The 20,950-nt window shown below is 60.7% G+C and carries 8 protein-coding genes; all 8 read left to right on the top strand.

What is annotated here, in order from left to right; genetic code table 11:
- Nucleotides 1-104 precede the first annotated feature (104 nt).
- The 8 genes from pgaA to AACU78_RS19330 all read left to right on the top strand — a co-directional run bounded on the left by pgaA (nt 105) and on the right by AACU78_RS19330 (nt 20,693).
- A complete protein-coding gene (pgaA, locus tag AACU78_RS19295; protein WP_106577323.1) occupies nt 105-2,585 on the top strand; it encodes a poly-beta-1,6 N-acetyl-D-glucosamine export porin PgaA in 2,481 nt (826 codons plus the stop codon).
- A gap of 12 nt (nt 2,586-2,597) precedes the next feature.
- Nucleotides 2,598-4,595, top strand: a complete 1,998-nt coding sequence (gene pgaB / locus AACU78_RS19300) for a poly-beta-1,6-N-acetyl-D-glucosamine N-deacetylase PgaB (RefSeq protein WP_106577324.1) — start codon at nt 2,598-2,600, stop codon at nt 4,593-4,595.
- A gap of 2 nt (nt 4,596-4,597) precedes the next feature.
- Entirely contained in the window at nt 4,598-5,938 is a 1,341-nt protein-coding gene (gene pgaC, locus AACU78_RS19305) for a poly-beta-1,6-N-acetyl-D-glucosamine synthase (RefSeq protein ID WP_106577325.1), read from the top strand.
- Between the two features lie 2 nt (nt 5,939-5,940).
- Nucleotides 5,941-6,423, top strand: coding sequence for a poly-beta-1,6-N-acetyl-D-glucosamine biosynthesis protein PgaD (gene pgaD, locus AACU78_RS19310; protein ID WP_106577326.1), 483 nt, complete (start codon nt 5,941-5,943; stop codon nt 6,421-6,423).
- 496 nt (nt 6,424-6,919) lie between these two features.
- Nucleotides 6,920-8,644 carry a ShlB/FhaC/HecB family hemolysin secretion/activation protein gene (locus tag AACU78_RS19315; protein WP_106577327.1) on the top strand — a complete coding sequence of 575 codons (1,725 nt, stop codon included), beginning with the start codon at nt 6,920-6,922 and terminating at the stop codon, nt 8,642-8,644.
- Between the two features lie 31 nt (nt 8,645-8,675).
- Nucleotides 8,676-19,712 (top strand): two-partner secretion domain-containing protein, encoded by an 11,037-nt coding sequence (locus AACU78_RS19320; protein WP_106577328.1) that lies wholly within the window; start codon nt 8,676-8,678, stop codon nt 19,710-19,712.
- Between the two features lies 1 nt (nt 19,713).
- Nucleotides 19,714-20,064, top strand: coding sequence for a hypothetical protein (locus tag AACU78_RS19325; protein WP_214248366.1), 351 nt, complete (start codon nt 19,714-19,716; stop codon nt 20,062-20,064).
- Nucleotides 20,065-20,402: 338 nt separating this feature from the next.
- Complete coding sequence (locus AACU78_RS19330) at nt 20,403-20,693, top strand: hypothetical protein (RefSeq protein ID WP_106577329.1); 291 nt, start codon at nt 20,403-20,405, stop codon at nt 20,691-20,693.
- Nucleotides 20,694-20,950: the final 257 nt, after the last annotated feature.

Genomic DNA, 20,950 nt, shown 5'->3' on the forward strand with positions numbered 1-20,950 from the left:
TCCTACAGGAAAGCTAGGCCGGGTCATCAGACGCCGGCACCCTGATGCAAACCGCTCAGGACCACCTATCGTTACAGCTTTCCGCGTGTAAGGAAGCTCACGATATGTTGCGAAACCTACCCATCAGTGCTTCAGGCCGGTTGCGACTGCTCATCGGGGCTGCCTTGTGCAGTCAATTGTTGATGCCCGGCCTCGCCCTGGCCGATCCGGCCTACGACGCGTTGATTATTCAGGCGCGTAACGGCAACTTCACGCCGGCCCTTACCCAACTGCGCCAATTACCTGCCGAACGCCAGACGCCAGGCCAGATCAGCGATCACATTGTGATTGCCGGCTGGGCCGGGCAAGACGCCGAAGTGCTGAAGGTGTACGAGGCGCAAGGCAAGAATCGCAACCTGACTACCCAGGCGCTGGCCACGGTTGCCCGTACCTATCGCAATCAAAAGCAGTGGCCACAGGCCCTGGCGGTTTATCAGCAGGCGCTGCTGCGTGAGCCGAATAATATCGACCTGCAACTGGGCCAGGCCCTGACCCAGGCCGACGGTGGCCAAACCAACGAAGCGGTGCAACGCACCCGCGCATTGGTGGCGGCGCAACCCAATGACCCCAACCGCCGCATGGCCCTGGGCTACGCGCTGACCCGCGCGGGCTTGAACTACGACGCGCTGTTTGAGTTCGACCAGGCTTTTATCCGCGCGGGTGACAAACCCGAAGTGGTGCGCGAATACATCGTCGCCCTGCAAAAGGCCCGTTTGCCGGAGCCAGCCCTGCGCCTGTCGGCCAAGCACCCAGGCGTGCTCGATGTTGTGACCCAGCGCCGCCTGGAAGGCGACCTCGCCGCCGAACGTGTGCGCATGGCCGAGTACGCCACGCGCACCGAGAAAGAACGTTATGTGGTCGCTGATCGCGCCCTCAGTGACTACGACACACTGCTCGCCCGCTGGACCCCTGACCAGAGCGCCCATGACGACGTGGTGCGCTGGCGCATCGACCGCCTGGGCGCCCTCAAGGCACGCGCGCGCACCGCAGAGGTGATCCGCGAGTACGAAACCCTCACTGGCGAAGGCGTGCAATTACCTACCTACGCCTTGCGCTGGGTGGCTGCGTCCTACCTCGACCAGCGCCAGCCGGAAAAAGCCGAGCCGTTGTACCGCCAGGCGCTGACGGCACCGGACGCCGATCCCGGTGACCACGTCGAAGACAGCACCGCATTGTTTTACGCCTTGCTCGAAAGCGACAAGGTGATGCAAGCGCGCGAAGTCGCCAATAACCTGGCCACCAACCAGAAGCCTCGCGTTGAACTCAAGGGCTTGCCCATCGGCAACCCCAACGACAGCTGGATGGACGCGCAGCAACTGGCGGCCCAGGTCGGCACTTACGGCGGTGACCTGCCAGGCAGCGAAACCGGGCTGGAAGCCCTGGTGGCGAAAGCCCCTGGCAACGTCGGCCTGCGCCTGGCCCAGGCCGATATGTACCGCGCGCGTGATTGGCCGCGCCGCGCCGAAGGCTCGCTCAAGGAAGTTGAAACCCAGGCCCCGCGTGATATCGGCCTGGAAGTGTCCCAGGCCTACACCGCCATGGACCTGCAGGAATGGCGGCAAATGGACGCGCTGACCGATGACGTGCTGGCGCGCAACCCCGACAGCCGCCAGGTGCAGCGCCTCAGCCGCCTGCGCGACGTACACGACATGGCCGAACTGCGCGTCGAAGCCTACACCGGCAAAAGCTACGGCGGTGGCGGTAACAATGATGTCGGCGCAGTGGCGGGCAGCCGGGACTGGGGCATCGAAAGCGTGCTTTACAGCCCGCCCATCGATGAAGACTGGCGCGTCTTCGCCGGCGCCGGTTACGCCACCGCAGACTTTACCGAAGGCACCGGCCAGCATCGTTTTCAGCGCGTCGGCGTCGAGCAGCGCACCCGCGACATGACCCTGGAAGCCGAGGTGTCCAACCACTCCTACGGTTATGGCTCCAAGCAAGGCGCGAGCGTGTCGATTGCCCGCGACATCAATGACAACTGGCAGTACGGCGGCAGCCTCGGTTACCTCCTGGCGACCACGCCGCTGCGCGCATTGAATGCCGATGTCACGGCCAACGGCGGCAGTGGCTTTGTCCGCTGGCGCGAGAATGAGAGCCGCGAATGGAAGCTGTCCCTGAGCCCGTCGCATTTCAGCGACGGCAACAACCGCCTCGAAGCGCTGCTTACCGGTCGCGAGGGCATCTACAGCTCGCCGCATGTGCAAGTGGACCTGGGCCTGGAGGTCGGCGCCAGCCGCAACACGAAGGAAGACGTGGTGTATTTCAACCCGAAATCGGACTTCAGCGTGTTGCCCACCATGACGGTCAATCACGTGCTTTATCACCGCTATGAGACCCAGTGGAGTCAGCAGTTCCAGATCGGTGCGGGCACCTATAGCCAGCGCGATTATTCCACCAGTGGGGTCGGCCTGATCGGCTACGGCCAACGTTTTCGCTGGAACGACGTGCTGGAAACCGGCGCCAACCTGAGCCTGATCAGCCGTACCTATGACGGCGATCGCGAACGCGATCTGCGCCTGCTCGTCGACCTCACTTACCGTTTCTAAAAGAGCCTGAACATGACTGTCCTCAGCCGTTGTTTATTGGTCTTGGGTGTATTGCTGGCCGGCGCCTGCGCCCAGCAACCTGCGCCCTATACCCCACCCGCCGAGCGGCCGATACCTGCGCGTGAAGCGCCGTGGCCGAAGAACCATTTCCTGGGCATTGCCTATCACGACATCGAAGATCGCGACCCCGATCAGGCGGTGGTGGCGGTGCGCACCGAACGGTTGGTCGACCAACTGGCCTGGCTGCGCGAAAACGGCTACCAGCCGGTCAGTGTCGATCAGATCCTGGCAGCGCGCAGCGGTGGGCCGCAGTTACCGCCCAAAGCCATCCTGCTCAGCTTCGACGACGGCTACTCCAGCTTCTATACCCGCGTGCTACCGATTTTGCGTGCCTATAACTGGCCGGCAATCCTGGCCCCGGTGGGCTATTGGATCGACACGCCGCTGAATAAACCGGTGGATTTTGCCGGCACACCGCGCGCGCGTTCCGACTTCCTGACATGGGAGCAGGTGCGCGAGATTTCCAAGTCGGGCCTGGTCGAAATCGCCGCCCACACTGACGCCAGCCACACCGGCATCCTGGCCAACCCGCAAGGTAACCAGGAGCCGGCCGCCGCAACGCGACGTTATGACGCCGCCACTGGCACCTATGAAACCGAGGCGCAGTTCCAGGCGCGGATGCGCGCCGACGTCACGGCCATTACCCACAAACTGCGCGCCGTCACCGGCAAGGCGCCGCGTGTATGGGTGTGGCCTTACGGCGCCGCCGACGGCACCTCGTTGGCGGTCGTCGGCGAACAGGGCTACCAGATGGCCCTGACCCTGGACGACGGCCTCGACGACCTCGCCAACCTCAAAAGCAGCCCACGCTTCCTGGTGGCCTCCGACCCGGACGGCGAGCACTATGCCAACGCGATTGTCGGTACACAGGCGCGGACCTCGATGCGCGTGCTGCACGTGGACCTGGATAACGTCTACGACCCGGACCCGGCCCAAGAGGCACGCAACCTCGACCAGCTGGTGCAGCGCGTGGTCGACATGGGCGCCAGCACCGTGTTCCTGCAAGCCTTCGCCGACCCCAAGGGTGACGGCCTGGTGCATTCGCTTTACTTCCCCAACCGCCATCTGCCGGTGCGCCGCGACTTGTTCAACCGCGTCACCTGGCAACTGCGTACCCGTGGCCACGTGGCGATCTACGCGTGGATGCCAGTGCTGAGCTTTGCGCTCGACCCTTCGTTGCCGCGCGTCACGCGAATGGACCCGAAAACCGGCCAGGTCGGCCTCGACCCGGACCAGTACAAGCGCCTGTCGCCGTTTGACCCGGCCGTGCGCCAGCAGATCGGTGAGATCTATGAGGACCTGGCGCGCAACACGGCCATCGACGGCGTGCTGTTCCACGACGACGCAATCCTTTCTGATTTCGAAGACGCCAGCCCCGCAGCGCTCAAGGCTTACGTCGCCAACGGCCTGCCGGGCAGCATTGCCGCGCTGCGTGCCGACCCTGCCGTGATGCAGCGCTGGACGCGTTTCAAGAGCCGTTACCTGATCGACTTTACCCAGGAGCTGGCCGCCAAAGTGCGCGCCATCCGTGGGCCGCAGGTGCAGACCGCGCGCAATATCTTCGCCGAGCCGATGCTCAACCCGGCGAGCGAAGCGTGGTTCGCGCAGAACCTCGATGACTTCCTCCAGACCTACGACTGGACCGCGCCGATGGCCATGCCGCTGATGGAAGGCGAGACGCTGAAAAACTCCAACGCCTGGCTGGAAAAACTCGTGGCCACCGTCAAGGCCCGTCCCGATGCCTTGCAGCGCACCGTGTTTGAACTGCAAGCCAAAGACTGGCGCACCAAAGACGCACCCGATATCGACGGCGCGCAGATGGCTGAATGGATGGGTGTGCTCAAACGCCAGGGGGTCAGGAGTTTTGGCTACTACCCGGACAACTTCCTGGAAAACTCGCCGGACCTGAAGACGGTACGTCCGGCCCTGTCCAACCAATGGAACCCTTGACCATGTTCGACAGAATCCTGGCTTTATTCGTGTTGGCGCTGGTGTTGGGTGTGCCCCTTGGCCTGATCTTTCTGGTCACCGGGCAGTTCCTGATGGACTTCGTGTTTTTCTACCCGCTGTTCATGTCGGCATTGTGGATCGCCGGCGGGCTGTACTTCTGGCTGCACTGGGAGCGTCACTGGCCGTGGAAGGAAGACACGCCGGCGCCGACCCTGGCCGGCAACCCGCTGATCTCGATCATCATTCCTTGCTACAACGAGGGCGATAACGCCGCCGACACCATTCATGCGGCGCTGGACCAGCTGTACCCGAACATCGAAGTGATCGCCGTCAACGATGGCTCCAAAGACAACACCGCCGCGGTGCTGGATGCCCTGGCGCTGGAACACCCACGGCTGCGCGTGCTGCACCTGGCGCAGAACCAGGGCAAGGCCGTGGCCCTGCGCATGGGCGCGGTGGCCGCGCGCAGTGAGTACCTGGTGTGCATCGACGGCGATGCCTTGCTCGACAAAAATGCGGCGGCCTACATGGTCGCGCCGATGCTGGACAACCCGCGCCTCGGTGCCGTGACCGGCAACCCGCGCATTCGTACGCGTTCGACCTTGATCGGCCGGGTGCAGGTGGGCGAGTTCTCGTCGATCATTGGCTTGATCAAGCGCACCCAGCGGGTGTTCGGTCGCATCTTCACGGTGTCGGGTGTGGTGGTGGCGTTTCGCAAGAAAGCGCTGGACCGCATCGACTACTGGAGCACCGACATGATCACCGAGGACATCGATGTCAGTTGGAAGCTGCAACTCGATCACTGGGCCATCTTCTACGAGCCGCGTGCCCTGTGCTGGATCCTGATGCCCGAAACCGTCAGTGGCCTGTGGAAACAACGCCTGCGCTGGGCCCAGGGCGGCGCCGAAGTACTGTTCAAAAACATCCGTGGCATCTGGCAATGGCGCCATCGTTACCTGTGGCCGCTGTTGTTCGAGTACTGCTTGTCCACCGGTTGGGCCTTCACGTTCCTGCTCTCGGTGATCTTCTGGGGCCTGGGCAAATTCATGGTGCTGCCGCAGGCGATTGCCGTGGATTCGCTGGTGCCGCCGGCGTTTACCGGGCTGGTGCTGGCGATGGTGTGCCTGCTGCAATTTGCGGTGAGCATCCTGATTGATCGGCGCTACGAAAAAGACCTGTGGAAAACCCTGTTCTGGACCGTGTGGTACCCGATGGTGTTCTGGCTGGTCAGTTTGCTCACCACATTGGTCAGCTTTCCCAAGGTGCTCTTCAACCAGCACCAGAAGCGCGCGCGCTGGGTCAGCCCGGACCGCGGTATTAAACCTAGCGAAGAGGAGGCGTGACGATGAAACTGGTCAGAACTCGCCAGAACACAGTGATGTGGATCATCGACGTGCTGCTCACCTTGCTGGCCTGGGCCGGGCTGGTCTGGCTGCTGGCACGCGGGATCGGCGCAATGCTGGAAACCCATGGCGGCCCGCGCATTGAAGCGCCGATTTTTGCGGCGCTCAACACCTTGCAGATCTACCTGTGGATCGCCTTGTTCAATGCGGTGATCCTGATCAGTTGGGCACGCTATCAACAGCGCCGCGGGCGCAAGTTTGCCCAGCGTCGCGCCGAAGCCAACGCGCTCAGCGATAAAAGCCTGAGTGAAAGTTTCAACTTGGGCGACGGCCACCTCGAGCAGTTTCGCAAGTCGGGCGTGCTGGTGATCCACAACGATGACGAGGGCGGCGTAGAAGATGTGAAGGCCCATGTTTCGCGCGATGTTGAGCGGCCAGGGCTGACCTTGGTGCCAGGGCAGGAAAAAGACAAAGGCGCAGGCTGATTGCACCGGGCTCTTTGCCCCGAGCTCTGTGGCAGCGGGCTTGCCCCGCGTTGGGCTGCGAAGCAGCCCCAAACCTGACGCCACGATGTTCCTGACGCAACGCGGCGACACTGACTCGGGGACGCTTCGCGCCCCAACGCGGGGCAAGCCCGCTCGCCACAAGCGGCGCATCCCAGACTATTCCGATAAATGGGATCCAATTCACAAAACATCCGCGAACTTTTCTGTATTCCCCTGCACTAACCTAACTCGGCATTTAATTGATGGCTAAATAATGGCATCTGCTGGGTTGTTTGCCCAAGGGTTATCAAAAACAGTGGCCGCTTGTCGGAATAAAAGTTTCAACCACAAGCGCTGTCGCCGTTTTATGATTATTTGTTGTTATTAATCAATATGTTGCGGTTGTAATAAGTACGAATGTTCGACAAGTCCAGCTTCTTGGGCTAGCGCGAGTTCGATGTTAGTTTGCCGCCCCTTGATTTTCGATGGATCGAACATGTCTTTGTTATTGCCACGGACTCGGTATTTGCTGTGCACTTTCCTGCTCGCCTGCCTGGGCCTGAACAGCGCCACAGCCGCTCCCACGCCAGGGGATCAAGACTTGATCCGCGACCGGCAAAATCGCCTGCTCGAAGAACAAGGCCGGCGCCTGCAAGAACTCCAGGACCTGCCCGGCAAAGAGGCCAAGCCCCAAGCCCCGGCGACGCCCGCTGACACCCGCTGTTTCCCGATCAAAGACATCGAGCTCAAGGGCGCCGACAGCCTGTCCGCTGCCGACCGCACGCTGTTGCTCAAACCCTATGTGGGCCAATGCCTGGGCGTCTCGCAGCTCAATGAGCTGCTTAAAGTCATCACCGACTATTACATCGCCAAAGGCCGCGTCACCAGCCGTGCCTACCTGCCGCAACAGGACCTGTCCAGCGGCCACCTGCAAGTGCTGGTGGTCGAGGGCAAGCTCGAAGCCTTGAGAAGCGCCGAAGGCAGCAACGTGACCGACCGCGAGCTGGCCATGGCCTTTCCCGGCAAGGTCGGCGAGGCGTTGAACCTGCGCGAGGTCGAGCAACTGGTCGACCAGCTCAACCGTCTGCCGTCCAAACAGGCACAAATGGAACTGACCCCCGGCAAAGAAGTGGGCGGCAGCGACGTGGTGGTCAAGAACACCGCGCAAAAGCCGTGGCGCGCCAGCCTGTCGCGCAATAACGACGGGCAAAGAAGCACCGGCGAGCAGCAATGGGGCGCGGGCCTGGAGTGGGACAGCCCGCTGGGGCTGGCCGACCAACTGGTGCTGCGCGGTGGTCATGACGCGATCAGCGACCACCAGAAAACGTCGAAAAACACCATGCTCTACTACAACGTGCCGTGGGGCTGGTGGAACTTCAGCTACACCTACAGCGAGAGCGATTACCGCGCGCTGGGTTACACCGACACCTTCAAGTTCAAGCAGTCGGGCGATAACGAAAACCACCAACTGCGCGCAGAGCGCGTGATTCACCGCGATGACGTGAGCAAGACCTCAGTCAACGTCGGTCTGGCTCACCTGCGCACCAACAACTACATCGACGACGCCCACCTCGAAACCAGCAGTAACCGCCTCAGCGAACTGCAATTTGGCATCAACCACGGCCGGCGCATCGGCAATGCCTTCGTCAACGTTGACCTGGGCGTGCAGAACGGCATCGGTGCATTTGACGCCCAGCGCGACGACCAGCATCGCGATCAGTACGGGCACCTCACGGCCACTCCCGATTACCGCAAATACACCGCCACCGTCAGTTATCTGCAGCCGTTCAGCCTGTGGGGCGAGTCTTTCAGCTTTACCAGCTTGGCCACCGGGCAACGCAGCGAAGACGTGCTGTTCTCGCCGCAACGCATCAGCCTCGGCGGCTCTTCTTCGGTACGCGGTTTCAAGGATCAGCAACTGTCCGGCGACAGCGGTGGCTACTGGCGCAATGAAGTGCGCTGGGCCCGCCCGGTCACGTTGGAATGGCTGCGCCCGGCCTTCGCCGAATACGGCACCAGCCTGGGTTACGACCAAGGCGTGATCCGCAACGACCGTTACAACGACGACTACCACGGCCGCGTTTCAAGCAACTCCGTGGAACTGTTCGCCCGGGGCAAATACGTCAGCACCAGCGTGACGTTTGCTCACTCGTTAGAAAGGCCTGGGGTCGTGACGGAGCGCGAAGCACCGATCTACTTCCGCATGGATTTCTTCCTGTAATTCAACGCCCTGCTGCAACGAGAATCTGAAAATGGATGTTCGCCACTTTGCCTTTCTGGCCCGCCAACCTTCTGCTGCCCTGAAGCGCCGGGACGCGTTCCTTGGCCTGCCCAAGCGCGGCCTGGTGCTGATTCTGGCCAACGCGCTGTTCTGGCAGCCGTTGCTCGCCCAGGCCGAAGGCATTGTGGTCAGCAACCCGGCCACCAGCGTCGGCCAGGCCGGCAATGGCGTGCCGGTGGTGAACATCGCTGCGCCCAATGGAAGTGGCTTGTCCCATAACCAGTTCAAGGACTACAACGTCGGCCCCAACGGCGTGATCCTCAACAACGCCACCGGCGCGGTGCAGAACACTCAGCTCGGTGGCTACATCGTCGGCAACCCGAACCTCAAGGGCGGCGCCGCCAACGTCATTCTCAACGAAGTCAACGGCGGCAGCCCCAGCCAGCTGCGCGGCTACACCGAAGTGGCGGGCCAGTCGGCCAAGGTCATCGTCGCCAACCCGTACGGCATCACGTGCAGTGGCTGCGGTTTTATCAACACGCCCAACGTGACCCTGACCACCGGCAAACCGGTGATGGACAACGTCGGCCGTTTGGACCACTACCAGGTCGACGGCGGCGCCGTGACCATCGACGGCGAGGGCCTGAACGCCAGTAACGTCGACCGCTTCGAAATCATCACCCGCTCGGCCAAGATCAACGCCCAGATCAACGCACGCGAGCTGGCCGTAATCGCCGGGCGCAACGACGTCGATGCCAAAAGCCTGAAAACCACCGCACGCGCCGACGACGGCAGCGCCAAACCCGAGCTGGCCATCGACTCCAGCGCGCTGGGCGGCATGTACGCCGGCGCGATCAAACTGGTGGGCACCGAAGCCGGCGTGGGCGTGAAGCTCGACGGCACGTTGGCGGCCAGTGGTGGGGATATTCAGCTTGATGCCAATGGGCATTTGAGCATGGCGCAGACCGCCGCCAGCGGCGCGGTCAACGTCAAGGCCGCGAGCCTGGACGCCAAGGGGCCGGTGTACGCCGGCACGGCACTGGACGTGCAAACCCAAGGCGATCTGACCAACCGCCAAAGCCTGGCCGCCCGTGACCGCATTGCGCTGTCCAGCGGCGGCACGTTGACCAATAGCGACATTATCGAAGCGGGCGTCAACGCTGATAACACCCGCAACGCAGCGGGCGACGTCAGCCTGCGCGGCAAGACCGTCAACAACACCGGCACCAATGTCATCGCCAGCCGTACGTTGAGCGTCGATGCCCAGACCCTGAACAACCAGGGCGGCACCTTGAGTGCAAAACAGCACACGCAGATTACGGCAGGCACGGTCGACAACCAGAACAAAGGCCGCATTCTGAGCAATGCCGGTTTGGCCCTCACGGCCGATCGCCTGCAGAACACCCAAGGTGGGCTGGTCACCAGCAACGGTCCGCTGACCGCGGTTGTCGGTGAGTTGCATAACCAGGGCGGCGAAGTCTCCAGCCTGGACACCGCAGCGCTGATGGTCACCACCCTCGACAACGTCGCGGGGCTGGTCACGGCGGGTAAGGCGTTGAGCCTTAACGTCGGCAGCCTGAACAACCAGGGCGGTCTGGTCACCAGCCAAGGCTTGGTCAGCGTGGCCGGTAACAGCCTCGACAACCGTGAAAAAGGCTTGGTCGCCGGCGTCGAGGGTGTGCAGGTCACTGTCGCCAACATCGACAACCGCAACGGCGAGCTGTCCAGCCGTGCGGGCGTGCAGGTCACGGGCACGCAACTGGATAACAGCGATGGCGGGCTGGTGATTGCCGGCAGCGGCGCAGGCCTGAATGTCGATCAATTGTTCAACCGCAACCAGGGCCTGATCAGCAGCGAAGGGCTGTTGAGCGTCACGGCGCGCAACGTGGCCAACAACGGCGGTTCGCTGTCCAGCGCCGGCCCGCTGACCCTCAACGCCCTTGGCGCGGTAAACAACCAGGGCGGCCGGCTGGTGACTGACGCCCGCCTGATCCTCAACAGCGCGAGTCTCGACAACAGCCAAAAAGGCACCCTGAGCGCACGTCAGGCCGCGCAGATCACCACCGCTGACCTGAACAACCAGCAAGGCGGCCAGATCACCAGCGCCGAGGCCCTGACCCTGGACCTCAACCGTGGTCAGCTCAATAACCAGGGCGGACTGATCAACGCGCCGCTGCTGATGCTCAACAACCTCAAAGATGTGCATAACCAGGGCGGCGAGATTTCCAGCAGCCAGGCGTTCACACTCACCGCCGACAACCTGGACAACAGCGGCGGCAAACTGCTGAGCAATACCGCGCTGACCTTGCGCATCGGCCAGGCCCTGGCAAACGTCAAAGGCATGATCGCCGCAGCGTCGGTCGACGCGCACGCCGCCAGCCTCGACAACAGCGGCGGTACACTCACCAGCCGTGGCGACACCGTACTCAACATTGATGGCCGCCTGACCAATCGCGATCAGGGCCTGCTCAACGCAGACGCTGCCCTGACACTCAACAGCGCCGAGCTGGATAACCAAAATGGCTCACTGCTGGGCAGCGCAATTGCCCTGGACTTCGGCAACGCCACCGGCGACCTGAACAACGCCGGGGGCCTGATCACCACCGCCGGCAATCTGACCATCAACCATCTGCGTGACCTGAGCAACGGCGGTGGCGAACTCTCCAGCGCGCAAACCCTGAACCTCAGCGGTCGCACGTTAAACAACAGCAACGGCAAGCTGATCAGCAATAACCTGCTGCTGCTCAATGCCACAAACCTGATCAACCAGAACGGCTTGATGTCCGGCTGGCAGGGCCTGACCGTCAGCGGTGCCAACCTCGATAACCGCAACAACGGCACCTTGTCGAGCCGTTATGGCGACCTTAATGCCACGCTGACCGCCAGCCTGCTCAACAGCGGAGCGGGTGCGCTGGTGAGTCAAAAAGCGCTGTACGTGACCGCCGCCGAGCTGGACAACAGCAACACGGGCGTACTCTCCAGCGCCGCCGGCCAACGTCTCAACGTGGGCGGTTTGCTCAACAACGCCCAGGGCGGCGTGATCGACAGCGGCGCAGCCCTGAGCCTGAATGCGCAAAACCTGGACAACAGCGCCGGCAGTATCAGCGGCGGCACCGCCACCACCCTCGACCTGCTCGCAACCTTGACCAACACCAATGGCAAGTTGGCCAGCGGCGGCCCGCTGCTGATCAGCCGTGCCGCGCAGATCAACAACCAGGGCGGCCAGATCGCCAGCCAGGGCCTGTTGACCCTGCTGACCGGCGGCCTGGACAACCGCAACCGTGGCACCCTGGCCGCCAACGACCGCTTGAGCCTCACCGCCAGCGGCCTGGTGCAGAACGGCAACGACGGCTTGATCTACAGCCAGAACGCCGACCTCAGCCTCACGGCCAACCGCGTGGAGAATGGCAAAGGCACCGTGCAAAGCCAGGGCGGCATGACCGTCGACGTGGCCGACGCGCTGGACAACCAGAGCGGCAAACTGATCGCCCAGGCGGGCGATTTGAGTGTCAACGCCGCCAGCCTCGACAACCGTGGCGGCACCCTTGCCAGCCTCAAGGCCGCACTGCAAACCCGTGTGGTTGGCGTGCTGCGCAACGGTTATGACCTCAACAACAACCGTCAGGGCGGCGTGATGCAGGGGCAAAGCCTCAACCTGCAAGCCGGCAGCGTAGACAACTATGGCGGGCGCATCGCGGCGCAGGGCGGCAACGCACTGGTGACCACCGGCAATTTCGACAACCGCAACGGCGGGCTCTATGCCAAAGGCCTGATGCGCGTGGTCGGGCATGACGTTGATAACAGCGGCGACAACGACGGCCAGATTGCCGGTCAACAAATCGACCTGGACCTGAGCGGCGCACTTAACAACCGCCTGGGCATCATCGAAAGCGAAAGCACCCTCAAGGTGCGCGCTGCCAGCCTCGACAACCAGACCGGGCGCCTGCGTGCCCTGGGCACGGCGGGCACCACCGAATTCGCCATCGGTGGCCTGTTCGACAACCGCAACGGTGTGCTCGAATCCGCCAACAACGACCTGACCCTCAACGCCGGCAGCCTGCAGAACCTGGGCGGCAACGTACTGCACGTGGGCACCGGCACCTTCGGCATTGCCCCCGCCAACCTCAACGACGTGGGCGGCAGCCTGGTCACCCGTGGCGACCTGACCATTAGCCAGGGCCACTGGACCAACAGCAGCGCGATCCAGGCCGGGCAACTGACAGTCAACGTCGACACCCTCGACCAGACCGCCACCGGCCAACTGCTCGGCGCGCGACGCTTCATCGGCAGCGGCGCCAACTGGAACACCCAAGGCCTGATCGCCAGCGACGGCACGCTCGACCTGACGTTGAGCGGCGCCCTTAACAGCAGCGGGCGCATCAGCAGCCTCGGCGACCTCAACCTCAGCGCGGCACAGGCCACCCTGAGCGACACGGCAAGCATCGCCGGCGGCGGCATCACTACCGCCAACATCGCCGGCACGCTCAACAACCGCGGGCGCATCACCGCCGCCACCGACCTGGTGCTTAACGCGGGCGTGATCAACAACTACGCGACCCTGGGCAGTGGCCAGCGACTGACCGCTACCACCGGTGCGTTACTCAACGATCACGGCCTGATCTTCAGCGGCGGCGACATGAGCCTGCGTGTCGACGCGTTGAACAACAGCTACGCCGACCTCTACAGCATGGGCAACCTGAGCGTCGACCGTGACGGCAAGGGCGGCCTGGCCAGCAGCATCATCAATAGCTCGTCGAGCATACAGAGTGATGGTGACCTGAGTCTGGCAGCGGCAGTGATGCGAAACGAGCGCGCGGTGCTGACAACCAACGACGGCGGCATTTATACCGCTTCGATCACCGAAATGCCCTGCCGACGTGGCGCCGAGTACGCTGGCGACTGCGAAGGCCCGAAGGTCAACCACTTGTGGGAGGTTGTGCAGCGCGACAAGCTGGAAGTACTCCAGGCCAGTGCGGCATCGCTCATCAGTGCTGGAAAAAACATCACCCTTACCGGCGGCCAGTTGCTTAATTCAAGCAGCAGCATCGGCGCCGCCGGTATGATTAACATCACGGTCAACAACTTGACCAACACCGGCATCGAGACTGGCGAAACCGAAACCTGGCGCTTGTTCCGCTCCAAGCGCACCCGCGACGCGAGTGACTGGTATGCGTTGGCGGCAGACTTCAACCGCAAGTACTCGGTTGGCGGCGCCGCCTACAACCCCAATGATCTGGGTGGCCTGGAAGCAGCCATGGCCGCTTTCATCGGCACCACTGAACGGGAAAGCGTCTCGCTGCGCCGCGTCACCAAAATTGCTACGGGCGACCAACGTTACGCCGGTATCATCCAAGCCGGCGGCGCGGCCAATGTAATAACCCAGAACAATATCGATAACACCGTGGTGCGTCCGGGCTACACCTATGTGGGTGCGGGCGCCAAAACCGCGACAGATGCCACGGGCGCCAGTGGCGCAGCCGGTTACTCGACGCGCGTCACCCTTAACCAGCAACTGCCGCCTGACCTCGCCCAACAACAGATCAACCCATTGAGCCTGCCCGGCTTCACCTTGCCTACTGGCCAAGGCGGGCTGTTCCGCCTCAGTGGCGAAAGCGCCAGCGCGCCGGCCAGTACCGGCCCGCAAGGCTGGACCCTCGGCGGCGGCGGTGTAGACCGCGCGCCGGTTTCCGGCCCGGTCGTACCCGGCAGCGGCACCTCGGCCGACGGCGTGGTGATCAACCGTGTGCAAGGCCTGCCAGACAGCCAGTTCGTCTCCAACCCACAGAAATACCTGATCGAAACCAACCCGCTGCTGACCAACCTCAGCCAGTTTTTAAGCTCTGATTACATGCTGTCCAAACTGGGCTACGACCTAGACCAGGCCCAAAAGCGCCTGGGTGACGGCCTGTATGAACAACGCCTGATCCAGCAAGCCGTGATCGCGCGTACCGGCCAGCGCTTCATCGATGGCCAGACCAGCGACGCCTCGATGTTCAAGTACCTGATGGACAACGCCATCGGCACCAAACAGGCGCTTAACCTGGCCGTAGGCGTGAGCCTCACCGCCGAGCAAGTCGCGGCCCTGACCCACGACATCGTGTGGATGGAAAACGCCACCGTCGCTGGCCAGCAAGTGCTGGTGCCCGTGCTCTACCTGGCCCAGGCCAACAACCGCCTGGCGCCCAACGGCGCACTCATCACCGGCAGCGACCTGAACCTGGTCAGTGGCGCCGACCTCAACAACGTCGGCACCCTGCGCGCCACCAACAACCTGGCTGCCAGCGCCGGGCGCAACATGGTCAACAGCGGCCTCGTGCAAGCCGGCAACCGCCTCGACCTGCTCGCCGGCAACAACCTCACCAACCGCGCCGGCGGCATCATCGCCGGGCGCGACGTCAGCGTCAGCGCAGTGAATGGCGATGTACTCAACGAGCGCACCGTCACCAGCCACCAAAGCAGCAGCGGCTACCGCACCGAGCGCACCGACTTCGTCGACAACGCCGCCCGCATCGAAGCCGCCAACACCCTCACCCTGCAAGCCGGGCGCGACGTCAACAGCACCGGCGGCGCCTTCAAAAGCGGCGCCGACCTGGGCGTTCAAGCCGGGCGCGATGTAAACCTGGCCACCGCCGAACAGCGCAATGCCAACAACGTCAGCACCAACATGCGCAGCAGCAGCGCAAACCAGTACGGCACCGTGATCGAAGCCGGGCGCGACTTCCAGGTGGTGGCTGCGCGCGATATCAGCGCCATCGGCAGCCAATTGAATGCCACGCGTGATCTGGCGCTGGTAGCCAAGGGCAATGTGAACCTGGCGTCGGCGGCGAATGAACAGCATTCGGCGTTTAATTCCAAGAAGGTCACCAGCCAGGAAGACCACGTTCAGCAAGTATCGACCGTGCTCAAGGCTGGCGGTGGCGCCACCCTGAGCGCCGGGCAGAATCTGCAACTGGTGGCCAGCCAGGTGGATGCGGGCAAAGAAGCGTACCTGGTTGCGGGTAACGACCTTGCCCTCAAGGCGGCTGAAAATCAGGACTACAGCTTCTACAGCAAAACCAAGAAGACCTCGTCCGGGAAGAAATTTCGCCTCGATGAGACATCCGCCGTCAACAATGTCGGCAGCCTGGTCAGCGCAGGTACCAACAGCACCGTTGTGGCGGGTGCAAACCTGTTACTGGCCGGGAGTGCCGTCACTGCCGAAAAAGGCGCTGCGCAACTGGTCGCAGGCCAGGACGTCAGCATTCTAGCGGTCACTAACTCCGACAGCGCCCGTCACGAACGCAAAGAAAGTAAAAGCAGTTGGGGTGGGTTCAAGTCGAGCAAGGTTGAAGACAAAGTCGACGAGAAACGCACCACTGCCGTGGGCAGTATGGTGTCCGGTGATACGGTCACCGTCGCTGCCAAGCGCGACGCCACAGTTACGGGATCATCCCTGGTAAGCACAGGCAACCTCGCCGTAGAGGCCGGGCGCGACCTGACCATTGATGCGGCGAAGAACACCTTTTCACGTGTCGACATGCACAAGGAAAAGAGCCGCGACCTCACCGGTGTGCTCACCGGCAACAAGCTGGGGCTGGATGACATCACCGGCAACCAACACCTTTCCATTGGCAGTCAGAAACACAACGGTACTGCCGATGAGATGACCTTGACCGGCAGCACGGTGGGTTCGAGTGCGGGCAATGTGTCGCTGACGGCTGGCCGAGAGTTGACGGTGGTGGCGAGTGATTTGGTGAGTACCAAGAGCATGGCGCTCACGGGGGCCAACGTCACTATCACCTCCGGCATGGAAACGTCGAACCAGACCAGCAAGGACAGCTCCAAAAGCCTGGCGGTTGGCCGTGTGATCGGTGGCACGCTGGTCGATACGGTCAACAGCATTCGCGACGATGTTCGGGCTGCAAAAAATGCCGATGACAGCCGTTTGAAAGCGGTCAAAGGCGCTCAAGCGTTGCTCTCGGCTTATAACGCCATGGGTGGCGATGACAGCGCTGCCAACGAGTCAGACGGCAAACCCGCGAATAGCTCGGGTTCGGTCATCAAAATCGGCACCGAATTAGCCTCGACTCGCAAGAAAAGCACCAGTGAATACCATGCTGAAACTGCCAAGCAATCCACGCTTAACAGCGGCGGCGGCTTGTCGATCATTGCTACGGGGGACGCGGCTAATACTGAAGGCAACCTCCATGTCATTGGCAGCAGTATCAAAGCTGGCGACACGCTGTTGTTGGCGAAAAACAACATCACGCTGGAGAGCGCGCAGGACCGAAAAAACTGGGATAACAAGAACAGCAATAACAAAACCAGCATCGGCGCCAGTTTCAACATTGGTGACCAGAACGGTTTCACCCTCGACCTTGGCGCAAAAATGGCCAAGGGCATGGGCACCGGGCATGAGTTGACCCAGGTCAACACGACGCTCGACACCGGTTCGTTGGTGCTCAAAAGCGGGCAGGACACTACGCTGGCCGGCGCCCAGGTACGGGCCGATGTCATCAATGCCAACATCGGTGGCAACCTGAATATCGCCTCTCGACAGGACGAGGCAAGCCAGAAAAACAAGCAGACCAGCGCCGGTGTGGGCGCCAGTATTTGCGTACCGCCCTTCTGTTGGGGCTCGATGGTAACCGCCTCCGGCACGATCGGCGGCAGCAAGATGAACAGCGATTACAACGCTGTGACTGATCAGACCGGGCTGTTTGCCGGCAGCGGTGGCTACGACATCTATGTCGGCAAAAACACTACACTGCAAGGTGCCGTGATTGCCAGCGAAGCCAGCGCTGATAAAAACGTCCTCAGCACCGAGCGGCTGCTGGTCAGCGATATCAAAAACAAAAGTGATATCAAGAGCCAGGCCGCCAGCCTGAGCTTGTCTTACACCAGCACCAAATGGGACAAGCCGGGCGGCCCGGTCACGCCACCTGACGAGCGCAAGTGGGCACACACCGACACCGGCGGGGCGATACCGCTGCTGCTTAAAGAGTCCGACAGCAGCAAAACCCGCAGTGCGGTCAGCCCTGGCACCATCATCGTTCGCGATGCCGCAGGGACCTATGACGTCGTCGGGCTCAATCGTGATACCGCAAACGCCAACCAGCATCTGGACCGTCCGGATGAAAAGGCCATGCAGGAACGGATCGACCTGATCCAAAGCTCGGCGCAATTGGCCAGCAGCGTGATCAACACGGTCGCCAAAGCCAAGTCTGACGCGGCCAAGGCTCAAGCGAAGAAAGCTGAAGGTGGCACCCCTGAGCAAGTGGCCGCTGCCAACGTGGCATTGGCCGATGCGGCCAGTTGGGGTGTGGGCGGCGATAAACGGATCATGGCGGACATCGCTACAGGTTTGATCGCAGCTGGCTTGGGCGGTGCCGGTGCAGGCACCACCGTCGGCATTGTTGCGAATACGACGGCCAGCGATACGTTCTACAAGATTGGTGATTACGCCAACCAAAGAGAGGTTGCAGCCACTAGCGCTTCGGAAAAGGCGGCCTGGGCCGAAGGTGGGGCTGCGCGAGTCTTGCTTCACACCCTGGCAGGCGCTGCCATAGGGCTGTCGAGTGGCAGCGTGCAGAGCTCTGCGCTTGGCGCAGGCGCTTCTGCCGCCTTGATGCCTATCGTCGAGAAAGCACTGAAAAACAGTGTTGACGACCCCCACAATCTGGACGCGATCTCCTCGCTGATCGCAACAGGCGTGGGCGCGGGTGTTGGCTCCGGTACCGGGGTAGCCGGAGCTGTGGCCGGTGGGAAAAGTGCGGCGAACGTCGATATGTTCAACCGTCAGATGCACCCTGCGGAAGTCATGGCGCTGAAGCAGCAAGTCAGCGCATTGGCGACCGAGGCCCAGATCACCACGGCCGAGGCCGAGAAGCGTCTGGCCAGAGGGCTCGTTTACTACGTTGATGCTGATTGGAACAAGGTGGTAGGTGCGCATCAGGACCAGCCGGATGCACTGACACTTAAATATCTGGGGATTGCGTTAGCACCTTTGGGGGACAAATACACCCGTCGCGCTGAGATGGGCGATGTACCGGTTATTGCCGACGCTGGAAAGATTTATACGCCCGACGAAACGGTTCGTTTGCTTCAGGACTATCGACTCAATCTTCCTAGCGAATACAACAATCGGAGCATCAACGGGGAGTACCTGGTCGGGAAATTTGATCCTGTCGTGCATCAATACGATTTCTACCAGAACAACCTCCGCTATGGTGCATCGTTAGGAGAGACGATAGAAGGCGTGGGAACGGGAATTCCTCAGGGATTGGCCGCTGGAACGGTGAGTATGGCTAACGGTCTTTGGGCGCTCGACAAGGCACTGCTTACCGACTTTACGGGTGTAAGCTCGCAAATGGCCAATGGCTTGGTGACCCTGCTATCAGGGCGGGGAGAGCCTGATACCGAGAAAGAGGCGCAAAGATTCCTGGATAGGCTCCAAGGCAACGAAATCGCTAGTATCAGGTTTGAAACAAAGCTTGCCACTGAGTTTGCGTTGTCGATGATTCCTGCGGGCCGAGCGGGTGCGGTGGGCAAAGTAGGAGAGATTGCTAAAGGGGCTGAAGGCGCTGCTGAGGTGGGTGCGGGTGCAAAAGAAATCGTGTCGGTTGACACGCAAGCAGCGCTGACGCAGCAGGTTGCTGACTTGCGCGCCACGTTAACAGGCAGCTCTAAGACCAGTGGTAACGTGGGAGTTGCACAGATCGACATTCCCGGCATTCAACCGACAATGGCAGCGTCCAGCCGTATTGGTGTAGCCACTGCTGATCAGCAGGCGTTAGGATTTGTCGGTGAGGTCGCCGAGACATTCCCAAGCACGGTTGTACCGACAGGAAGTAATCCCCCTCAAATGCTCAATAGAGCGGTAGATTCGGAGGCGAAAATTTTGAACAATATCGCGGCACAATTGGGGGATAACACATCGGTTATGGGAAATATTAACTTGCTCACAGAGCGTCCACCATGTGCAAGCTGCTCAAATGTGATTGATTTATTCAAAGCTAAGTATCCGAACATTACTGTCAATGTGTTCGATAATGGTGGTGTAATTCGTCCGACCAAAAAAGGACTCTGAGATGCTGCACGAAGAGCGTGTTACATATGAAACTCTTAAGTTGTGGGCACTGGAATGCTATTACGAGGGATGCCGAGATCACGCGGTTATGAAGGGGTGGCCTCATGAACAGATCATGGGATACGTTGATTATCAATTTGAAAACGTCTTTGAGCGCCCAGTTGAGATCTTCATGTGGCGAGTCATCCTGTTGGTTCTATCTGGCGGGTGGCACCAAGATTGGTATTCTCGTGCGCGTCAATTGATTGAAGATCAAATCGTAAAAGATGGAGTTGATAACCTTCTGGCCGGAGTGCCTGATGATGAATCAGAGTTGTTTCTACATGACCTGAAAATTTTGAAGCTGATCTGAAGGTGCAAAAGGACTTGGAAAGGATTACGTTGATATTCTTTCTCCTGAAGCAAAGCAACATATTCTGTACGGTGATAAGCCAGGCAGTGGTGGACATATGTGGCCGGGACAGGAAGGAAAGACAGTTTTTCCTGGGAGAAATAGGGGTCAGACCACGTTTTTCGTTTTTTAGAGTTCAGCAGAGTTGCTCTTTAAAAACATAATTTATTTTTTGTGACTTTTCTGTTGTTGTCGTCCTCGGAAGAATAGTGGTCTGACCCCTGTTTTTCTGAAAATTGTTACACCGAAGGCAGTGCCACCGGTATTGCAGCCTGTCAGAAGCATTGAATGAGGTCAGTATGATTGTTCAAGAGACGGGGCGAGAGCCTGTAACGGTGTATGGTATCTATTGGATTGAGGGTGAACGGTTTTATTGGGTGATTCCCTATGAGGGGTACGGGGGGCTAATGTCGCTTAGCCATAAAGATATTTCAGTGATTGACGGTTCCTTATCAAACGATTTGTTTTTCTATAAGGACGGTCATGGGCGAGATATGATATTGCATTGGGCTGCAGAAGATATTATTGACGATTTGGTTGATTGCAATCCATTTGCTATGACGGATTTTATGAGTCGTTTGGACGTTTGAAATTTTCCGAGTTCTGCCGGTTGGGTCGGTAGGCGTCGGCGATGCTTACTGATCGTTACAGTGACGAGCTAATGGACTTCGTTATTGCCTGTCTGTTTTGTGAGGCTATTAGTAGGTTTGAATTCCAAGAGTTGTGTGCAGCTGCTCTGGGGTTAGAGGGGAGCCCCCAATTTTATTTGACCTGATGGAGTTTCATGAGGCAATTTTTAAAATATATAAAGTGATCGTCTACGTGCCGTCATGGGAGCACCGATGAA

The organism is Pseudomonas sp. R9.37, from assembly GCF_963878885.1.
Classification (GTDB): Bacteria; Pseudomonadota; Gammaproteobacteria; order Pseudomonadales; family Pseudomonadaceae; genus Aquipseudomonas.